The organism is Ralstonia condita (genome assembly GCF_958405655.1).
GTDB lineage: Bacteria > Pseudomonadota > Gammaproteobacteria > Burkholderiales > Burkholderiaceae > Ralstonia > Ralstonia condita.
Genome location: NZ_CATYWO010000005.1, coordinates 119,630 through 139,978, shown reverse-complemented (window position 1 = coordinate 139,978; position 20,349 = coordinate 119,630). Strand labels below are relative to the sequence as shown.

The following is a 20,349-nucleotide window of genomic DNA, read 5'->3' as shown; positions in this document are numbered from 1 at the left end:
CGAGTCACGCCGGCGTCCGTTCCACCGGTTCTGTGCAGGCGGCGACCAGTTGCCTGATCTGCTCGCCCGATCGTTTCAGCGCACTGCGCGCCTCTGGTAGGAAAGGATAGAAGATCGGCCAGACGTGCGGAAGCCGTCGGCCCATTTCTACCGAAACGGCTACCCCAGCCGCGCGCGCACGATCGGCCATTCGGAGGGTGTCGTCCAGCAGGACCTCGCTGGTGCTGACATAGCAATGCAGCGGCGGCAGCCCCGCGAAATCGGCATAGAGCGGCGAGGCGAGCGGATGATCCACCGGCGCGCCCGAATCCCCCAGGTAGAGGGCCGCGCCGTGCGCCATCCACGCGCCGCGGAACATCACGTCGGATTCATCGTTATCGATCAGGCTCTGGCCGGTGGCGGCGAGATCCGTCCATGGAGAATAGAGGATCGCCCCGGCGGGCAGCGGTTCGGCCGCATCGCGCAACGCCACCAGCAGGGCCAAGGCCAACCCACCGCCAGCAGAATCGCCCGCCACCACCATGCGCGATGGCGCCACACCCTGCGCCAGCAGCGCGCGGTACGTGAACAGTGCGTCTTCCACCGGAGCGGGAAACGGGTGCTCGGGCGCGAGCCGGTAGTCGGGGACACACACGCGCGAGCGGGCGTGCGTGGCCAGACCAATGGTGATGGAGCGATGGGTGCGGGGGCTGCAGAAAAAATAGCCGCCCCCATGCAGGTAGAGCACGATCGGCGCGGCGGCGTGCAGGGCAGGGTCGGCAGGTTCGATCCACTCGCCCGTCAGGCCGTCCTCGGCCGGAACGATGCGCCAGTCCGGCGGCAACTTGACCGGGGAAGGCATGGTGCGCTTCTCGGCGTGCAGTCGTGTCGCGATCGGATCGAATGATTCCCGCTCGGTCGCTCTCTTGACCTGGTTGCGGACCATCCGCGAGATGACCCAGTTCTGCCAGCTCATCGTGCAGCCCTCCGCTCGAAAACCCGAGCCTAGCGGGGATGCGCCTCCGGAACAATGGGTGACCACCCCTGTTTGACCGGGGTGCGACCGGGCTCTGCGCGGTATCGGCGCGATTTGCGCGACGCTGATCGTCATGCTCCGAGGCGAGCGGCTCAGCGCTTGGCGCGCACACGTCGCACAGGACGCCCGGTCGTGGAACCGGGGCACCCTGCCCCCACGCAGCCGACGTAGCTACCCGCTCAACGCGACGAGTGGTTCGCTACCATTGACGCCGCCGATCACCAGCCCTGACGCACCTGGCGGGCAATCATCCGGGGCAACCGCAACACGCCGCCCGCCAGGAGCCGGAGGTGCATCCCGACCAGTAGCACGTTGTCGCGCAGATACTGGAAATGCGACACGCCGCCCTCGTCCGCACGGAAGTAGCGCACGGGCGCATCCATCCGGATGGGCCGCACGCCGGCCCAGCACAGCCGCACGGCCGCCTCGGGGTCAAAATCGAAGCCGCGCATCCACGTCCGCCGCTGCATGATGGCAACCAGCGGCGCGATCGGGTACACGCGAAAGCCGAACAGCGTGTCGCCGATGCCGGCGCCAAGGGTCTCCACCTCCGCAAAGAAGTTGGACAGGCGCCGACCTTGCACGCGCAGTCGCGGCGCGCTTGCGTCGAACAATGGCTGGCCGAGGATCATCGCGCCGGGCGAGGCCTGCGCGGCAGCCATGAAGGCGGGAATGAGGTGAGCGGGATGTTGGCCGTCGGCGTCCATGGTCAGCACGTGCGTGAAGCCGCTAGCAGCGGCGGCCTTGAGCCCGGCCAGCACGGCCACGCCCTTGCCACGGTTGCGCGGCAGCACGATCACGCGCAGTCCTGCATCGTGTGCCGCCATTGCCTGCAGGCGTTCGGTGCTGCCATCCGTGCTGCCATCCACGACGACCCACACGGGGTTCCACTGCGCCCGCGCGTTGCGCACGGTCTCGTCCACCTTGATGCCCGGGTTGTAACTGGGGATCAGGACCAGGTGCGTGGATGAAGCAGCCATCATCGGCATGGCGTCGCGTCAGTGCAGCGGAGTGTCGTCGGGCACTAGCGCGTGCGGTGCGCAGCCACGTAGGCTGCCAGCGAACCCAGCGAGGCGAAGATCTGTTCGTTGTCCGGATTGCCCGAGCGCAGCTCGAAGCCGTACTTCTTGGAAATCAGCAGCGCAATTTCGAGGATGTCGATGGAGTCGAGCGCAAACCCTTCGCCATACAGCGGCGTGTTCGCCGTGAGCGTATCGAGTTGAATGTCTTCGAGGTTCAGTTCGCCGATCATCAGCGCGGCGAGCTCTTTTTCCAGATCGTTCATCGGTCTTGCGTACACAGGCGGCCCGCGGCGAGGGAATGCGACCAGAAACGACGACGTCCTCCTCGCGCGAAGCCCCGCCCCCGCCCGTGTGGTCGGGGGTCGTTTAAGCTAGGCGGATTCTAGACGAAGGGTTACACATCGTATAGCGCGAAACCGTGACAAAGACCGCATGGCGCGGCGGCCTTTCGGGGTGACGCAAACGATTCAACGGCTTGCGCGGTGCCGCTGCGCGCCCCGAAGCTGCGCACCGGCAGCCCCCTGCGTCGTACATCCGGTTACAAACACGGCTTCGGCGAAGCGGGCGCGGTGCGTGCCGGGCCCTAGAATGTGGCCGCTTGAACCGCTTCCCGGGCCACCCCGGGTCGTATGATGCAATCGTCCGGCCGCGCCGGGCACACCCAGACCAAGACAACGTCGCAACAAGGCAGCGCCGCGCCGCCTGCACCTCTCGTACGCTTACATGGATCGACTGACCGGCATCGTCCGGGGCACAGCCGGCATCGCCGGGATCGTCGCCTACCAGGTCATTGCGCACTACGCAGTGGCCACGCCAGACGCGCATGGCGTTGGTCTGGCGATGGCGCTTGTGCCTGCGCTCGGGATCGTGCTGGGCGTGGCGGCACGGTCGGCACGGCGCGCATGGTTGCTGCCGCTGTGGGCGCTTGCCTGCATCGTGCTCTGGATGGCACGCCAACCGCTGGCCCGCCATTTCGAATGGGGCCTGTACCTCGAACATGTCAGCTTCAACCTGCTGCTGGCCTACGTGTTCGGCCGCACGCTCGTCGCGGGGCGTGAGCCGCTATGCACGCACTTCGCTGCCTTGGTGCACGGCACCCTCACACCACGCATTGCGCGCTATTCGCGGCAGGTTACGGTGGCGTGGACGCTGTTCTTCGTGGCAACCGCGATGGCCTCCACGTTGCTGTTTGCCGCGGCATCGATCGTCACATGGTCGTCGTTTGCCAACTACCTGTCGCTGCCCCTGGTGGGCGCGATGTTCGTGGTGGAATACCTGTGCAGGTGCATCGCGCTGCGCGGGGAGCCCCGCTCCAGCCTGCTCGATGCCGTGCGCGCCTACCGGCAATCGAACGCAACTGCAAGCCGGGCCCGCTGACCCACCCGACGACGCCGTTCCGTACCTCTCATGCCGACTTACCCGCTGGTCTCCCATCCCTCGCTCGAACACACGCTCGCCTGGCGCGACGGTGCGCCGGTCACGGTGCGCGCCTTCCTTGCCGACGTGCTGGGCCTCGCCGCGATGCTTCCACCGGGCGGGCACGTCTTCAACGCGTGCGCTGATCGCTACCGCTTCGCGGTCGGCCTGTGTGCCGCGCTCGTCGCCGGCAAGGTCAGCCTGCTGCCGCCCATGCAGACGCCGCAGATGGTGCGCCAGCTCGCGGCGTTCGCGCCCGAGGTGTTTTGCCTGCACGACGCGCACGCCTGTCCGGTCGATCTGCCTGGCGTTCGCTACCCCGACGCCGTGCAGGCGCCCGCCGCCACTGACGTGCCACAGATCGATGCCTCCCGCACCATGGCCATCCTGTTCACCTCGGGATCGACCGGGACGCCCGTGCCGCATCGCAAGACGTGGGGCGCCCTCGTGCGGTGCATGCACTTGGCAGTGGCACGGCTTGGGCTGGATGACGGACGCGCGTACACGGTGGTCGGCACGGTGCCCGCACAGCACATGTACGGCTTCGAGGTCACCGTGCTGCTTGCACTGCAAGGCGGCCTGGCGTTCAGCAACCGGCAGCCGTTCTACCCGGCGGACATCCGCGATGCGCTTGCGGAAGTGCCGCAGCCGCGCGTGCTGGTGACGTCGCCGGTGCACCTGCGCGCGCTGCTGGCGTCGGATGCAGCGTTGCCGGACGCAGCGCTGGTCCTGTCGGCGACGGCGCCGCTGTCAGCAGGGCTTGCCCGTGAAGCCGAGGCGCGCCTGGCGGCACCGCTGATCGAAATCTACGGCAGTACTGAAACCGGCCAGATTGCGACGCGGCGCACCGCGCAGGAAACGGCTTGGCGCCTGTACCCGTCACTGCGGATGGAGGCGCGCGCAAGCGTGGACGATCCGGACGGCGAGGGCACAACCGTATGGGTATCCGGCGGACACGTCGAGACACCTGTACCGATGGGCGACGCCATCGAACTGCTGGACGACACGCAGTTCCTGTTGCATGGGCGCAAAGCCGATCTCGTCAACATCGCCGGCAAGCGTTGCTCGGTGGCCTATCTGAATCACCAGCTCAACGCGATTCCGGGCGTGGAGGACGGCGTGTTCTTCATGCCGGACGATGTGCCAGCGGCCTCGCGCGCCAACGGGGGCGCGCCCGTGACGCGACTCGTTGCCCTGGCGGTTGCGCCGGGCCTCCGCCCCGCAGACATCCTGCATGCCTTGCATGACCACATCGATGCCGCCTTCCTGCCGCGCCCGCTGCTGATGGTCGACGCGCTGCCGCGCGACGGCACCGGCAAGCTCGCGCGGGATGCGCTCGCGAGACTGGTTGCGCGGCACTGGCCACACCATCGCGACGCGTCCGCCATGCGTTTCAGCATTCCGCCTGACCATCCGGCCCTGCCGGGCCACTTCCCGGGGCACCCGATCGTGCCGGGTGTGGTGCTGCTCGATCATGCGCTGCAACGCATCGGCGCAGCGCTGGGACGCTCGTTCGATGCGTGCAAGATCAGCTCGGCCAAATTCCTCAGCCCCGCAGCGCCCGGTGACCAGCTTGACGTGGCATTCGACACGGCGGCCAGCGGCACCATCCGCTTCACGATCCGCACGGGCGACCGGGACGTGGCGAGCGGCGTGCTGTCGGCCAAGGACGAGGTCCGGACATGAAGCGCACCGAATGGGCGGAGCGCCCCGAGCGCAGCAACGCGTTGCTCCTGCGCGTCATGACGTGGATCTCGCTGCGGCTTGGTCGACGGTTCGGGCGCATCGTGCTCAGGCTGATCGCCGTGTATTTCGTGCTGTTCTCTCCGGCGGCTTGCCGGGCCTCGCGCAACTACCTGCGCCGCGCGCTTGGGCGGCCCGTCGGCATGGGCGATGTCTTTCGGCACATGTTCACGTTTGCCACCACCATCCACGACCGGATCTACCTGATCAACGGACGCTTTGACCTGTTCGACATCGAGTTGCAGGGGCAGGCCCATGTGCATGATGTGCTCGCCCAGGGACGCGGGGCTTTCCTGCTGGGGGCGCACCTGGGCAGCTTCGAGGTCGTGCGTGCGCTTGGCCGGACGGTCCCGGACCTGCGTGTGGCCGTGGCGATGTACGAAGAGAACGCGCGCAATATCAATGCCGCCATCGCAGCCATCAACCCGGCCGCTGCCCCAGAGGTCATTTCGCTGGGGCGTGTCGATGCGATGCTTCACGTGCGCGAGGCGCTGGATGACAACCGCCTGGTCGGCATGCTGGCCGATCGCACACTGCTGCGGGAGGCGGCCGGCTCGACACGGTACATGGCGTTTTTCGGGACGCCCGCTGCGTTTCCGCTCGGGCCGCTGCACATGGCGGCCATCCTCAAGCGGCCAGTCCTGTTCATGACGGGCCTGCACCAGGGAGGCAACCGCTACGCCGTCCACTTCGACCTGTTGGCCGATTTCACCCACCTCAGGCGCGAGCAGCGCGCCGAAGCCGTGCAGGCTGCACTGTCGCGCTACGTGGAACGCGTCGAGCACTACTGCCGCGCGGCGCCGTACAACTGGTTCAATTACTTCGATTTCTGGCACGATGCCGGCGCTGTCCCGCCGCGCCAGCATGCGCCGACTGACCCGCGCGAGACCCTGACACCATGATCGCCATGCGCCCATTCCTCCGCATCTGCCTAGCTTTGCTGGCCGCAAGTCTGCTGGCAGGTACCGCCGATGCCCACGGCAGCAACGGCGGATGGACGCTCGACCGCCTGATGTCGACCCTTGCGCGCAACAAATCGGGCCGCGCCACCTTTACGGAAACCAAATACCTCTCGATTGCCGAGCAGCCAGTCGAATCCTCCGGGGAGCTGGTGTTCATCGCCCCGGATCATCTGGAGAAACGCACGCTGCGCCCCAAGCCCGAGCACATGATCATCGACGGCGACAAACTCACCGTCGAGCGCAACCAGCGCAAGTTCACGATGCCGCTCACGCAGTACCCCGAACTCGGCGCGTTCATCGAGAGCATCCGCGCCACGCTGGCAGGCAACCGCTTTGCGCTCGAAGCGGTCTACACGGTCGCTATCGCAGGCCATGGCGATGATTGGACGCTGACGCTCACACCGATCGACGCGCGCATGCGCAAGGTCATCAGCACCGTCACGCTGGATGGCACCGGTGACATGCTGCGCACCGTCACGATCCGCCAGGCCGACGGCGACCATTCGCTGATGCGGCTGCAGCGCGTTTCCGCCAACTAGGTCCCACATGGACAGAACACCTGCCTTGCGTCAGCCTGCAGTGCTGGCATGGCTGCTCGGTCTGCTGCTGTGCGCGGTGGTGATCGGCCGCACGCGCTTCACGGCGGACCTGTCCGCCTTCCTGCCGCGCTCGCCGAGCGCAGAGCAGCGCGTGCTGGTCGACCAACTGCGCGAGGGGCTGGTGTCGCGGATGATCCTCGTCGGCATTGAAGGCGGCGATGCCGCCACGCGGGCGGCGCTCTCACGCCAACTTGCGGCCACGCTGCGTGCCGATGCGCAGTTCAGCGCCGTCAACAATGGCGAGCCGGTGAGCGAAGCGCGCGATCAGCAGTTCATCTTTGAACACCGTTATGTGCTGAGCCCCGGCGTCACGCCGCAGCGCTTTTCCGCCGAGGGGCTGCACGCCGCGCTCGGCGAGAGCCTGGACTTACTGAGTTCTTCCGCCGGCATGGTCGCCAAGAATCTGCTACCGCGCGACCCGACCGGCGAAGTGGCGACGCTGCTCGGCCAGCTCGACAGCACCGCGCTCCCCGCATCGATGCATGGTGTGTGGGCGTCACGCGATGGCCAGCGCGCCGTACTGGTGGCGCAAACCGCGGCGGCGGGCTCCGATACCGATGCGCAGGCGCGCGCCATCGACACCGTGCGGCGCGCGTTCCAAGCGGCGGCGCACGAGGTACCCAACGCTGCCCCGACGCGGCTGTTGCTGACGGGGCCCGGGGTGTTCTCCGTCGACGCGCGCGACACCATCAAGCATGACGTCGAGCGGCTTTCGACCCTGAGCCTTGCGCTGGTGGTCGCGCTGCTGCTGATGGTGTACCGCTCGCCGCGCACGCTGGCGCTCGGGCTGCTGCCCGTGCTGTCGGGCGTGGCGGCTGGCCTCGCAGCGGTCAGCTTGTCGTTCGGCACGGTGCACGGGCTCACGCTCGGGTTCGGCACCACGCTCATCGGCGAGGCGGTGGACTATTCGATCTACCTGTTCGTGCAATCCGCCCGCTCGCGCGATGCCCGTCCGGCCGAGGCCGTCCGCGCCTGGATCACCGAGGTCTGGCCCACCGTCCGCCTGGGCGTGCTCACCTCGGTATGCGGTTTCGCATCGATGCTGTTCTCGGGCTTTCCCGGTCTCGTCCAACTCGGGCTGTACTCGATCGTCGGGCTGTGCACGGCCGCTGCGGTGACACGCTACGTGCTGCCGCACCTGCAGGGAACGCGGGTGGCCGTGCGCGATGTCTCATGGCTCGGCGCGTGGCTGGCGCGGGCAACACAGGCGGCGCCTCGCCTGCGCGGGCTGGTGTTGCTCGTCCTGATAGGCGCATGCGCCGTGCTCGCCGTGCATCGCCATGCGCTGTGGAGCCGCGAACTCGCTGCGCTCAGTCCGGTGCCTGCGAAAAGCCAGGCGCTCGACGCCAGCCTGCGCGCCGATATCGGCGCGCCGGACGTGCGCTATCTGGTGGTCATCCCGGGCGCCACGGCGCAGGCCGCGCTGGAAGGCGCCGAAAAGGTCGCGGCACGGTTGCAGCCGCTGGTGGATGACGGCACGCTCGCCGGGTTCGAGAGCCCCGCCCGCTACCTGCCGAGCGATGCCACCCAACGCGCGCGCCTCGCCAGCCTGCCGCCTGCCGATGTGCTTGCCCAGCGCATGCGCAGCGCCGTCCAGGATCAGCCCATCCGTGTCAGGCCGGAGCGCTTCGCCCCCTTCCTCTCGGATGTGAATGCCGCCCGGACGCAACCGCTGCTGCGACGGGCCGATCTGCAGGGCACGTCGATGGCGCTGGCCGTGGATGCCTTGCTGACCGAACGCGCCGGCCAATGGAGCGCCATGCTCCCACTGCGCGCTCCCGCAGCGGCCCCGAGCGCGGCAAACCAGCCCAGCCTGGATGCCGGCCCGATCCGTGCCGCCGTGGGACGTGCCAGCGTGCCCGGCGCACTCTTCGTCGACATGAAGGCCGAAGCCGACCGCCTGTATATCAACTATGTGCAGGAAGACATTCGACTGTCGCTTGCCGGCCTTGCCGCCATCGCGTTGCTACTGCTCGTGGCGTTGCGCTCGCCGCGGCGGATGCTGCTCGCGCTTGCCCCGCTGGTGGCGGCGGTGCTGATGGTGACGGCCGGCTTTGCCCTGGCTGGCGTGCAGCTCACCATCCTGCATCTGGTGGGGATGCTGCTCATTGTCGCAGTCGGCTCGAACTATGCGCTGTTCTTCAACCGGCGCGATGCGCACGAGCCGCGTCTCGCTCCGCAGACGCTGGTGTCGCTGCTGGTGGCAAACCTTGCGACAGTGGCCGGCTTCGGTCTGCTGGCGTTTTCGCACGTCCCCATGCTGGAAACCTTCGGCATGACGGTCGGCCCAGGTGCCATGCTGGCTCTGGTGCTGGCTGCCATCCTGGCTCCCGCAGCCCGTTTCGATCGTCTCCCAACCGCATGAACACTCCGCTTTCGCAGACGCCTGGCTCCGCGCGCAGGTGGCAGCCGACCCCGCTGATCAGCGGCACGCTCGCGCTGCACGCCGGCGCGGCTGCGGCGCTGCTTGCACAACCCTCGACATGGCCATGGGCCGGCGGCGCCGTGGTCGCATCGCATCTGGCGGTGGTGGCCGCCGGGCTGTGGCCGCGCAGCACCCTGCTCGGGCCCAACTGGACGCGCCTGCCTGCCATGGCTGGCCGGCAGATCGCGCTGACCATCGACGATGGCCCCGACCCTGATGTCACGCCGCGGGTGCTTGATGTGCTGGACCACTACGGGACCAAGGCCACGTTCTTCTGCATCGGCGAACAGGCGCGCCGGCACCCGCGCTGCGTGGAAGCCATCGTTGCGCGCGGACATGCCGTGGAAAACCATAGCCAGCGCCATCACCACACGTTTTCGCTACGCGGGCCGTGGGCACTGCGGCGCGAGATCGAAGCCGCGCAGGACACGCTCGCCGGGATCACCGGCACGCGTCCGCTCTTCTTCCGCGCGCCGGCGGGGCTGCGCAACCCGTTCCTTGAACCGGTGTTGTGCCAGCTCGGACTGCAACTGGCGAGCTGGACCCGCAGGGCGTTCGACACGCGCACAAGCAGCGCCGAAACCGTCGCGAGGCGACTGCTCCACAACCTGGCGCCGCAAGACATCCTTCTGCTGCACGACGGCCACGCGGCCCGCGACGAGCGTGGCGAACCCGTTCTCCTGACCGTCCTGCCGCGCGTACTGCAGGCAGCCGCGCAGGCACAGCTGCGCTGTACGACGCTGCGGGCGGCACTTGCGCAGGAGTGTGGCCAGGTGGACGAGCGGCAAGCTGCCATTTGATAACATTTGCCCACTATCGGCGTCCAAGCTGCCAAGCTCTGCTCCCGCCTGAACCCCTCCGACCCCGCCCCCGTGAAGTCCCTATTGGTTTCGCATTTCACCGCCACAAGCTGCCTCGGACGTGGCCTTGACGCCACGCTGGAAGCACTGCGCGCGGCGCGCGGCGGCCTCGTGCCGTGCAACTTCCCGCGAGCGGATCTCGACACCTGGATTGGTGCCGTCGCGGGTGTGGACACTGAGGCCCTGCGCGCCGATCTGGCGGACTTTGACTGCCGCAACAACCGACTGGCGCAAATCGGTCTCGTGCAGGACGGCTTCGCCGAGCAGGTCGAGGCCGCCAAGGCGCGCTACGGCGCCGGGCGCATCGGCGTCTTCATCGGCACCAGCACGTCGGGCATCCTGGAGACCGAGCACGCCTACCAGCACCGCGACGCGCTGACGGGCGCCCTGCCTGCCGGGTTTCATTACACGCAGACGCACAACATCTACTCGCCCGCCGCATTCGTGCGCGCGTACTTTGGACTGGGCGGCCCTGCCATGGCGATCTCGTCTGCCTGTTCGTCCGGCGCCAAGGTCTTTGCCAGCGCCAGGCGCATGCTGGAGGCAGGCTTGATCGACGCGGCGGTGGTGGGCGGAGTGGATTCGCTATGCCTGACCGCGCTGTACGGGTTCAATTCGCTCGAATTGCTCTCGCCGCAGCCCTGCCGGCCCTGCGATGTTGCCCGGGACGGCATCTCGATCGGCGAGGCTGCCGCGTTCGCGCTGCTTGAGCGCATGCCCGATCAGACCGTCCGGGAGGATGCCATCCTGCTGCTCGGCATTGGCGAATCGAGCGATGCGCACCACATGTCATCACCGCATCCGGAAGGCCTGGGCGCGCGCACGGCGATGGCCCAGGCGTTGGCCACCAGCGGCCTGTCCGCATCAGACATCGACTACGTCAATCTGCATGGCACCGGCACGCCCAGCAACGACGCGGCGGAGGGTCGCGCCATGGCCCCCCTGTTCGAGGGCACGCCGTGCAGCTCCACCAAGGGCGCAACGGGTCACACACTGGGCGCGGCCGGCGCGCTGGAAGCCGTCATCACCGCACTGGCGCTGCGCCACCAGTTCGTGCCCGCGGGCATCAACACCACGCAGCCCGACCCGGCACTTCCACTCAACTATGTAACGACCAGCCAGGATGCCCGCATCCACGCTGCGCTCAGCAATGCCTTCGGCTTTGGCGGCACGAATTGCAGTCTGGTCTTCGGCCGCGCAGCTCACGTCCGGAACTGACACCGCGCCATGACCCGACTCAGCGCATTCATCGAAAGCATTGGCCTGCTGGGCCCCGGCCTGGCGGATTGGCCGCGCGCCGCGGACGTATTGGCCGGACGCGCGCCTTACCTGCACGAGCCGACCACCTTGCCGCCGCCGGCCGGCTTACCGCCGGTCGAACGTCGCCGCACCGGGCCCGTCGTCAAGCTTGCCATGGCGGTCGGCCATGAAGCCGTCGCCAGCAGCGGGTTCGACGCCGCCACACTCGCCACCGTATTCACCTCATCCGGCGGGGATGGGCAGAACTGCCACGTGATCTGCGAAACGCTGGCAAGCGACGACCGCAAGCTCTCCCCCACCCGCTTCCACAACTCCGTGCACAACGCGCCGGCGGGCTACTGGAGCATTGCCACGCACGCCACGGCGCCGTCCAACGTGCTTTGCGCACACGACGGCAGCTTTGCAGCCGGGCTGCTCGACAGCCTGTGCCAGGTCACGGTCGATGCCACCCCGACCCTGCTGATCGCATATGACAGCGAATACCCCGAGCCGCTGCATGCCACCCGCCCAATGCTCGGCGCATTCGCCGTGGCCCTCGTGCTGGCTCCGCAGGCAAGCGCGCGCACCCTGGCGCGCATCGATGTCGAGCTCACCACCGCGCCACCGACGGCCTTGGCACGCAGCGCGCTGGAACCGCTGCGGCTCGGCAATCCAGCCGCCCGCGTGCTTCCGCTGCTCGAAGCGCTGGCGACACGCGGCGCATCGAGCGTGGTGCTCGATTACCTGCCCGATACCGCCCTACGGATCGACATCCGCCTGCCCGACGGTTCAGGCACCTTCGGTTGAGCGCGCCATGACCCTGAGCGCCACCCCGCCACTCGACCGAAGCTGGATCGCCGAGCGCATTCCGCACAGCGGGGCGATGTGTCTGCTCGACACCGTGCTGGGCTGGGACGCGTCGCGCATCCACTGCACCGCCACCAGCCATCGGGATCCGACCAACCCGCTGCGGTCGAACGGGCAACTCGCAGCAGTGTGCGGCATCGAGTACGCCGCTCAGGCGATGGCAGTGCATGGCGCGCTGTGCGATGCGGCGCAGGCGCGGCCGCGCGCGGGGTTTCTCGCCAGCGTGCGGAATGTCGAGGCGTTTGTCAGCCGGCTCGATACGGTGGAGGGGGCGCTCGACATTGAAGCCGAGCGCATCGGCGGTGACGGTAACAACGTGTTGTATCGCTTTACCGTGCGCAACGGCGCAGGCATGCTGTTGACCGGCCGAGCCACTGTCGTGCTCGATGCCGCTGCCGTATGAACCCGCCAGAAAGGATTGCCGACGTGAAGAGCCGCCTGTTCCTGCCTGCCGCGCTAGTGATCGCGCTTCTCAGTCCTGCCGCCCACGCTGACCTGTCCGAGATGAAGCAGGATATCAAGCAGGGTACGAAAGACGCCGCCAGGAAAACCGGGCACGCCGCGCGAGACGCTGGCCACGCCACGGCAAACGGCGCACGGGCGGTCGGCCATGCCACCGCCAACGGTGCCCGCGCGATCGGCCACGGTTTCCGTGACGCGGCCCACGCGACCAAGTGCGGCGTGAAGCACGTATTCAACAAACCCTGCGATAACGACTGATCCGCCCAGCTCGGCGCCAGATCAAGGGCGGGCTGTATCCACCCACGGGTGCCCACGAACGGGCACGCCGACACGCGGCATATGAAAAAAGCCCGTGGACACAGGGCACACGGGCTTCAATCAACAAAAAACACACTAAGTAGGTTCTAGAACGGAATATCGTCGTCCATGTCCTCAAAGCCGTTCGACGGTGCCGGCTGACGGCGTGCACCGCCGCCCTGGCCGCCACCGCTTTCGCCGCGGCTCATGCCACCGCCACCGGCCTGGCTGCGGCCACCGCCGTAGCCTCCACCGCCTTCGCCGCCGCGCGAGTAGCCGCCGCCACCACCGCCACCTTCACCGCCCATACCCTGGCGGCCGCCAAGCATCTGCATTTGTTCTGCGACGATCTCGGTGCTGTATTGCTTCTGGCCGTCCTTCTCCCATTGGCGGGTTTTGAGGCGGCCTTCGACGTAGACCTGCGAACCCTTCTTCAGGTATTCGCCGGCAATTTCAGCCAGCCGGCCGAAGAAGGCAATGCGGTGCCATTCGGTGGCTTCCTTCATTTCGCCGCTGGCCTTGTCCTTGTAGCGGTCGGTGGTCGCCACGCGGATGTTGGTGACGGCGTCGCCGCTGGGCATGTAGCGCGTTTCAGGATCGGCGCCGAGATTGCCGACGATGATGACTTTGTTGACGGACGCCATGATGAGTTTCCGAAGAGTAATTGAGTGATGCCGCCGTTGGCCCGGGCCAGAGCCGGTTCACGATCCGTCGCAGTCGGTCCGAGATGGGCTCGGGGAGCGCAGCCGCACCGCAGCACGACGCGCATCACAGAGCCAAGGTCGGGCTGCGCAGTTGGATCGTGAAGGGGTTCTCAGTGACGGCGCAGCGCCGGCATTTGCATGGGGCTCGCAATTATAAGCCACGCGAGGGCCAGCGCCGCACAGGTCAGGAACACCGCGTGCTGGCCGGCATGGAGCAAGATCCAGCCGCCCCCCGCCCCTCCCGAGAACAGGCCCAACGCCTGCGTCGTGTTGTACACGCCCACGGCCGCGCCCTTGCGCACACCCGGCGCGTACTTCGATACGAGGGAAGGCTGCGACGCCTCCAGCACGTTGAAGCCGAGAAAGTACACGAGCAGCGCGATGGCCAATGCAGCAAGCGTGGGGTGCACCTCACTGAGCGCCAGTTGCGCCACCATCACCAATGCCACGGCGGACAGCAGCACCAGCTTCATCTTGCCGCGCTTTTCGGCAGCGATGATGGCCGGCACCATCAGCACGAACGACACGCCCATCACCGGCAGGTAGATCTTCCAGTGCGAATCGACGGGCAGCCCGGCGGTCTCCAGCATGTGCGGAAGCACGACGAACAGGGCCGTCTGCGTGGCGTGCAGGGCGAATACGCCGAAGTTCAGGCGCAGCAGTTCAGGGTTGCGCAGCACCTCCCGGAAGGGTGCCTTCACGTGCTCGGGCGGGCGCGGCGGATTCGGCACCACCCAGATCACCACGCCGATGGCGACCAGGGCCAGCACGCCGATCGCCAGGAACATGCCCGGCATGCCCACCCAGCGGAAGATGATGGGCGCACTCACGATGGCTACGGCAAACGACACGCCGATGCTGCCGCCGATCATCGCCATGGCCTTGGTACGGTGCTCCTCTCGCGTGAGGTCGGCCACGAAAGCGATCACGGCGGATGAAATCGCGCCCGCTCCCTGGATGGCCCGTCCTACCGCGATGCCCGCGACGCTGTGTGAGAAGGCCGCCACCAGGCTGCCGACCGCAAAGATCAATAGCCCCGTCACGATGACCGGCTTGCGCCCGAAGCGGTCCGATAGCCAGCCGTAGGGGATATAGAGCATTGCCTGCGTCAGGCCGTACACGCCGATCGCGAACGCAACGAGCTGGGTGTTATTGCCGTCGGGCAGCGTTTTTGCGAACACCGCAAAGACCGGCATGATCATGAACAAACCCAACATGCGCAACGCAAAGATGCCGGCCAACGATGCAGCTGCGCGCAGCTCAAGGCCGGTCATGCGGCCGGAAGTGGAAGTCATGGATGGGGAGGCGGAAGACATGGTGCGAAAACCGCCGCAAAAAGCGACGGAAAGAACACTCGGCCGGTTATACGGATTGCCCCGTCCGGGGGCAAATACCTGCAAAACCGAAGTTCGGTATATTAGCAGGCTTACCTTTTTGACCCCTCCCGCCGATTGCCGCAGGCGGTTCGCAGCCCGACGCCGCATTCAGCCGCATTCAGCCGCACATGGACGAAATCAAGATTCGTGGGGCCCGTACCCACAACCTGAAGAACATCAACCTCGATCTGCCGCGCAACCAGCTGATCGTGATCACCGGGCTTTCGGGGTCGGGCAAATCGTCGCTCGCGTTCGATACGCTGTATGCGGAGGGGCAGCGGCGCTATGTGGAATCGCTGTCGGCGTATGCCCGGCAGTTCCTGCAACTGATGGAAAAGCCGGACGTGGACCTGATCGAAGGGCTGTCGCCGGCCATTTCCATCGAGCAGAAGGCAACGAGCCACAATCCGCGATCCACGGTCGGTACCGTCACCGAGATCCACGACTACCTGCGTCTGCTGTATGCGCGCGCCGGTACGCCCTACTGCCCCGATCACGGCCAGCCGCTCGAGGCGCAAAGCGTATCGCAAATGGTGGACGCCGTGCTGGCGTTGCCGGCCGAGACCAAGCTGATGATCCTGGCGCCCGTGGTCGTCAACCGCAAAGGGGAGCACGTCGATCTGTTCGAGGCGATGCAGGCACAAGGCTTCGTGCGCTTTCGCGTCCGCTCGGGCGGCGGTACCGCGCACGAGGCAGAGGCCAAGGTCTATGACGTCGACGATCTGCCCAAGCTGAAAAAGAACGACAAGCACTCCATCGACGTGGTCGTCGACCGCGTCAAGGTGAACCCGGAACTCAAGCAGCGTCTGGCCGAATCGTTCGAGACCGCGCTGCGTCTGGCTGACGGCCGCGCCGTGGCCGTGGAGATGGAGACAGGCAAGGAGCACGTCTTCAGTTCGAAGTTCGCCTGCCCGATCTGCTCATATTCGCTGCAGGAGCTGGAGCCGCGGCTGTTCTCGTTCAACAACCCCCTGGGCGCATGCCCGCACTGCGACGGCCTGGGCCAGATCACGTTCTTCGATCCGAAGCGCGTGGTGGCCTTCCCGAACCTGTCGCTGGCCTCGGGCGCGATCAAGGGCTGGGACCGCCGCAACCAGTTCTACTTCCAGATGCTGCAGAGCCTGGCGGCGTTCTATGACGTCGATATCGACGTGCCGTTCGAAGAACTGCCGCAGGAGATCCAGCACATCGTGCTGCACGGTTCGGGCAAGCAGCAGATCCCGTTCACGTACATCAATGAGCGCGGGCGCACGACGGTGCGCGAACACGCGTTCGAGGGGATCATCCCCAACCTCGAGCGGCGTTACAAGGAGACCGACTCCATCGCCGTGCGCGAGGAGCTCGCCAAGTACCAGAACAACCAGGCCTGCCCCGAGTGTCACGGCACACGCCTGCGCCGCGAGGCGCGCTTCGTCAAGATTGGCGATGACGACCAGGCGCGCGGCATCTACGAGATCAATGGCTGGCCGCTGCGCGACGCGCTCACGTATTTCCTCACGCTCAACATGCATGGCGCCAAGCGCGAGATCGCAGACAAGATCGTCAAGGAAATCACGGCCAGGCTGAACTTCCTGAACAATGTCGGGCTCGATTACCTGTCGCTCGAGCGCAGCGCCGATACGCTCTCGGGCGGCGAGGCGCAGCGCATCCGGCTGGCCTCGCAGATCGGCTCGGGCCTGACGGGCGTGATGTACGTGCTCGATGAACCGTCCATCGGTCTGCACCAGCGTGACAATGATCGTCTGATCGGTACGCTCAAGCATCTGCGGGACCTCGGCAACTCCGTGCTGGTGGTGGAGCACGACGAAGACATGATCCGCGCGTCGGACTACGTGGTCGACATCGGCCCCGGCGCTGGCGTGCACGGCGGCCAGATCATTGCAGAAGGCACGCCGAGCCAGATCGAGCAGTCGCCCACGTCGCTCACGGGCGAATACCTCTCGGGCAAGCGCCGCATCGAGGTGCCCAAGCAACGCACCGCGCCCGATGACGAGCGCTGGCTGCGCATCCTCAACGCGACGGGCAACAACCTGAAGAACGTCTCGGCCGACATTCCGGTCGGCTTGTTGACGTGCATCACGGGCGTGTCGGGCTCGGGCAAGTCGACGCTGATCAACGACACGCTGTACCACGCGGTGGCGCGCCATCTGTATGGCTCGACGCCCGAGCCGGCCGCGCACGACCGCATCGACGGGCTGGAGCATTTCGACAAGGTCATCAACGTCGACCAGTCGCCCATCGGCCGCACGCCGCGCTCCAACCCGGCCACGTACACGGGGCTGTTCACACCGATCCGCGAGCTGTTTGCCGGTGTGCCGTCGGCCAAGGAACGCGGCTACGACCCGGGCCGCTTCTCGTTCAACGTCAAGGGCGGCCGCTGCGAGGCCTGCCAGGGCGACGGCGTGCTCAAGGTCGAGATGCATTTCCTGCCCGACGTGTACGTGCCGTGCGACGTCTGCCACGGCAAGCGCTACAACCGCGAGACGCTGGAAGTGCTCTACAAGGGCAGGAATATCACCGAAGTGCTGGAGATGACGGTCGAGCAGGCGCACGAGTTCTTTGCGCCGGTGCCGGTGGTGCGCCGCAAGCTGCAGACGCTGCTGGATGTGGGCCTGGGCTACATCCGCCTGGGGCAATCGGCGACCACGCTGTCGGGCGGCGAGGCGCAGCGCGTGAAGCTGTCGCTTGAGCTGTCCAAGCGCGACACCGGCCGCACGCTGTATATCCTCGATGAGCCAACTACCGGCCTGCACTTCCATGACATCGAGCTTCTGCTCAAAGTCATTCACAAGCTGCGCGACCAGGGCAACACGGTCGTCATCATCGAGCACAACCTGGACGTGATCAAAACGGCGGACTGGCTGCTCGATCTCGGGCCGGAGGGCGGCGCGGGCGGCGGCCAGATCATCGCCAAGGGCACGCCCGAAGACGTGGCAAAGAGCAAGGCGAGCTTTACCGGGAAGTATCTGGCACCGTTGCTCAAGCGCCGGTGAGGGGCGCGACCGGGCAGGAGGCGCACCGCTTCGGCTGCGCTCTTTACTGACTGAGCGGAGCCGTTTCCGTGCCTGATTCCACCTCATCCGCGTCTTTCATGCGACTGCGGTTCAGCGCCCCGGCCTCATCCAGCACCGGGTACGCTGCGGCACAGAACAGCGAATTCAGCCGCTTGAAATCGCTGATGATGTCGAGGTGCAGTGAGCTGGTCTCGATGCTCTCGGCCGTCTGGGCGGACACGCGCGTGAGGTGGCTGCGGGCATAGCGCTTTTCCAGATCGCGGAAGTGCGCTTTTTCCAGCATCAGCTTCTGCGCGCTGCGCAGGTCCCCCGTCAGGAACACAGACAGCGCCAGCTTCAGGTTCGTGACGAGGCGCGCGTGCATGTCCTCCAGCTCTTCCATGCCGGCCTCTGAAAAGGCCAGCTTGTGCGCAATCTTCTTCTCGCGCACGTCCTGGAGCAGGCGATCGAGAATGTCGCCCGCGTGCTCCAGGTTGATCGTCAGCGAGATGATGTCGGCCCAGCGCTTGCCTTCGCGGGCGTCCAGTGCCTCGTGGCTCAGTTGTGTGAGATAGAGCTTGATGGCGGTGTACAGCGCATCAACCTCATCGTCGATGGCGCGGGTCGCCTGCAGCAAACGCACATCGTTCGTCTTCAGCACGCGCAGCGTGTTGTCGAGCATGTGTTCGACGCGGTCGCCGATACGAAGCACTTCGCGTGCGGCATTGCCCAGCGCTAACGTTGGCGTGGCCAGCGCAGAAGGATCGAGATAGCGCGGCGCCACAAGGTCATCGATATGCGCCCCACCCGGCAGGATGCGTGCGCACAGACGCGCCATGTGGTCGGTCAGGCCGATCAGCAGTGCGGCCAGCACCACGTTGAAGACCACGTGGAAGCCCACCACCACGTGCTGCAGCGCCACCCCAGCATGCGGTGCCAGGTCGGCCAGTTCGCCCAGGAATGGCAGCGCAAGCGCCGCGCCCAGCATGCGCGAAAGCAGGTTGCCGAGCGTGGCGCGGCGTGCTGCCTGGCTCGATGACGGCGTGGTCGCCAGCGCTGCCACGGCACTCCCGATGTTGGCGCCCAGCACGATCGCAAACGCCACCTTGACCGACACCGCCGCCGATGTCGCCAGCGTGGCGCAGAACAGCACCACAGCGAGACTCGAATAACAGAGCAGCGTCAGCACCGCACCGATCAGCATGTTCAGCCCGGTATCCGACGAGATGGAGCCGAGCAACACGCGCAGCGCATTGGCTTCAACCATCGGGCTTGATGCCACCGAGATCAGCTCCAGCGCCATCATGATCAGCCCAAGGCCGATCAGCACACGCCCGAAATGCCCGACCGCGCTGCCCTTGCGCGACAGGTGCAGGATCACGCCGAAGAAGATCAGCAAGGGTGACAGCCACGACAGGTCCAGCGCAAACACCTGCGCCATGATGGCCGTGCCCACATTGGCACCCAGCAGGATCGCCAGCGCAGACGACACGCCCATCAGGCCCTGCGCGACGAACGCACCGACGATGGTGGCCGTCGCGTTGCTGCTCTGCACGAGGCATGTGACGCCAATGCCGGCGAGCAGCGCGGAGAACCGGTTCGACACACTGCGCGACAGCAGCCGGCGCAAGTCCGCGCCGTACAGCCGCAGCATGCCAACCTTGACGGTCTGCGTACCCCACACCAGCAGGGCCACACCCGAAAGCAGCTTGAGAAGCGTGTACATCGAATTCCGCTGCGCTTACTTGGTCAGCGCCACGCGCACGCCCAGCCCGATAAAAATGCAGCCGCTGACACGGTCGAGCCAGGACGAAGCGCGCGGCGTCCGACGCATCCAGCCACCCAGCGCTGCCGCACACCAGCCGTACATGCCGAAGACGACAATGGTCTGTGCCATGAAGATCGCGCCCAGCAACAGCATCTGCAGGGCCACATGTCCGACCTGCGTATCGACGAATTGCGGCAGGAACACCACGAAGAACAGCGTGACCTTCGGGTTCAGCACATTGGCCAGTACGCATTGGCGGAACACCTGCCACAGGTCGGGTTCCGCCTGTCGATCAGCATGCTTCGGGCCGACGCCACCTTGACTGCGTAACGCCCGCATGCCCAGCCAGATGAGGTAAGCGGCGCCCATCCAGCGAATGGCCTGGAACGCGGCAGGCGAGGACTGCAGCACCGCTGCCAGCCCGAGCGCTGCCAGCGTGGTGTGGAACAGGCAACCCGATGCAAAGCCGGCCGCCGCCGCCAGCCCCGCCTTGCGGCCCTGACTCGCGCCACGCGCGATGACCTGGAGGTTGTCCGGTCCAGGCATCACCGTCATGGCGATCGAGGTGAGCAAAAACAGCAGCACATGTGGCATCGGCGTC

18 protein-coding genes are annotated in these 20,349 nt (G+C 66.6%); 11 read left to right on the top strand and 7 right to left on the bottom strand.

Annotated features, from left to right (window positions below):
• Positions 1-4 precede the first annotated feature (4 nt).
• The 3 genes from R2N03_RS16435 to R2N03_RS16425 form a co-directional block, all read right to left on the bottom strand.
• Positions 5-955: an alpha/beta hydrolase gene (locus R2N03_RS16435; RefSeq protein WP_316658805.1), complete on the bottom strand. Its 951-nt coding sequence runs from the start codon at positions 953-955 to the stop codon at positions 5-7.
• Between the two features lie 278 nt (positions 956-1,233).
• Positions 1,234-2,004 (bottom strand): glycosyltransferase family 2 protein, encoded by a 771-nt coding sequence (locus R2N03_RS16430; protein ID WP_316658802.1) that lies wholly within the window; start codon positions 2,002-2,004, stop codon positions 1,234-1,236.
• Positions 2,005-2,039: 35 nt separating this feature from the next.
• Entirely contained in the window at positions 2,040-2,300 is a 261-nt protein-coding gene (locus R2N03_RS16425) for a phosphopantetheine-binding protein (RefSeq protein WP_316658800.1), read from the bottom strand.
• Positions 2,301-2,760: 460 nt separating this feature from the next.
• Between R2N03_RS16425 and R2N03_RS16420 the strand changes: the two genes are divergently transcribed.
• The 10 genes from R2N03_RS16420 (at position 2,761) to R2N03_RS16375 (ending at position 12,868) form a co-directional block, all read left to right on the top strand.
• Complete coding sequence (locus R2N03_RS16420) at positions 2,761-3,414, top strand: COG4648 family protein (protein ID WP_316658799.1); 654 nt, start codon at positions 2,761-2,763, stop codon at positions 3,412-3,414.
• 30 nt (positions 3,415-3,444) lie between these two features.
• A complete protein-coding gene (locus R2N03_RS16415) occupies positions 3,445-5,139 on the top strand; it encodes an AMP-binding protein (RefSeq protein WP_316658796.1) in 1,695 nt (564 codons plus the stop codon).
• Positions 5,136-6,098, top strand: a complete 963-nt coding sequence (locus R2N03_RS16410; RefSeq protein ID WP_316658795.1) for a lysophospholipid acyltransferase family protein — start codon at positions 5,136-5,138, stop codon at positions 6,096-6,098. The genes R2N03_RS16415 and R2N03_RS16410 overlap by 4 nt, the downstream gene beginning before the upstream one ends.
• On the top strand, positions 6,095-6,697 hold the full coding sequence (locus R2N03_RS16405; protein WP_316658794.1) for an outer membrane lipoprotein carrier protein LolA: 603 nt from the start codon (positions 6,095-6,097) through the stop codon (positions 6,695-6,697). The genes R2N03_RS16410 and R2N03_RS16405 overlap by 4 nt, the downstream gene beginning before the upstream one ends.
• A 7-nt stretch (positions 6,698-6,704) precedes the next feature.
• A complete protein-coding gene (locus tag R2N03_RS16400; RefSeq protein WP_316658792.1) occupies positions 6,705-9,122 on the top strand; it encodes an MMPL family transporter in 2,418 nt (805 codons plus the stop codon).
• Positions 9,119-9,982, top strand: a complete 864-nt coding sequence (locus R2N03_RS16395) for a polysaccharide deacetylase family protein (protein WP_316658791.1) — start codon at positions 9,119-9,121, stop codon at positions 9,980-9,982. The genes R2N03_RS16400 and R2N03_RS16395 overlap by 4 nt, the downstream gene beginning before the upstream one ends.
• A gap of 72 nt (positions 9,983-10,054) precedes the next feature.
• Entirely contained in the window at positions 10,055-11,260 is a 1,206-nt protein-coding gene (locus tag R2N03_RS16390; protein ID WP_316658790.1) for a beta-ketoacyl-[acyl-carrier-protein] synthase family protein, read from the top strand.
• 9 nt (positions 11,261-11,269) lie between these two features.
• Positions 11,270-12,088 (top strand): beta-ketoacyl synthase chain length factor, encoded by an 819-nt coding sequence (locus tag R2N03_RS16385; RefSeq protein WP_316658789.1) that lies wholly within the window; start codon positions 11,270-11,272, stop codon positions 12,086-12,088.
• Between the two features lie 7 nt (positions 12,089-12,095).
• A complete protein-coding gene (locus tag R2N03_RS16380) occupies positions 12,096-12,551 on the top strand; it encodes a hotdog family protein (RefSeq protein WP_316658787.1) in 456 nt (151 codons plus the stop codon).
• A 23-nt stretch (positions 12,552-12,574) separates the two neighbouring features.
• Entirely contained in the window at positions 12,575-12,868 is a 294-nt protein-coding gene (locus tag R2N03_RS16375) for a hypothetical protein (RefSeq protein WP_428984423.1), read from the top strand.
• Positions 12,869-13,014: 146 nt separating this feature from the next.
• Here R2N03_RS16375 and R2N03_RS16370 read toward each other — a convergent pair whose 3' ends face one another.
• Together R2N03_RS16370 and R2N03_RS16365 are read right to left on the bottom strand one after the other, a co-directional pair.
• The gene (locus R2N03_RS16370; protein ID WP_316658784.1) at positions 13,015-13,551 is read right to left on the bottom strand and encodes a single-stranded DNA-binding protein; all 537 of its coding nucleotides are present in this window, start codon (positions 13,549-13,551) and stop codon (positions 13,015-13,017) included.
• A 170-nt stretch (positions 13,552-13,721) separates the two neighbouring features.
• Positions 13,722-14,885: an MFS transporter gene (locus tag R2N03_RS16365; protein WP_316658976.1), complete on the bottom strand. Its 1,164-nt coding sequence runs from the start codon at positions 14,883-14,885 to the stop codon at positions 13,722-13,724.
• 230 nt (positions 14,886-15,115) lie between these two features.
• Here R2N03_RS16365 and uvrA point away from each other — a divergent pair, with 230 nt between their 5' ends.
• On the top strand, positions 15,116-17,980 hold the full coding sequence (gene uvrA / locus R2N03_RS16360) for an excinuclease ABC subunit UvrA (RefSeq protein WP_316658783.1): 2,865 nt from the start codon (positions 15,116-15,118) through the stop codon (positions 17,978-17,980).
• A 43-nt stretch (positions 17,981-18,023) separates the two neighbouring features.
• Here the strand turns inward: uvrA and R2N03_RS16355 are convergent, their stop codons facing one another.
• Entirely contained in the window at positions 18,024-19,706 is a 1,683-nt protein-coding gene (locus R2N03_RS16355; protein WP_316658781.1) for a Na/Pi cotransporter family protein, read from the bottom strand.
• A gap of 15 nt (positions 19,707-19,721) precedes the next feature.
• Complete coding sequence (locus R2N03_RS16350; protein ID WP_316658779.1) at positions 19,722-20,342, bottom strand: LysE family translocator; 621 nt, start codon at positions 20,340-20,342, stop codon at positions 19,722-19,724.
• Between the last annotated feature and the right edge of the window lie 7 nt (positions 20,343-20,349).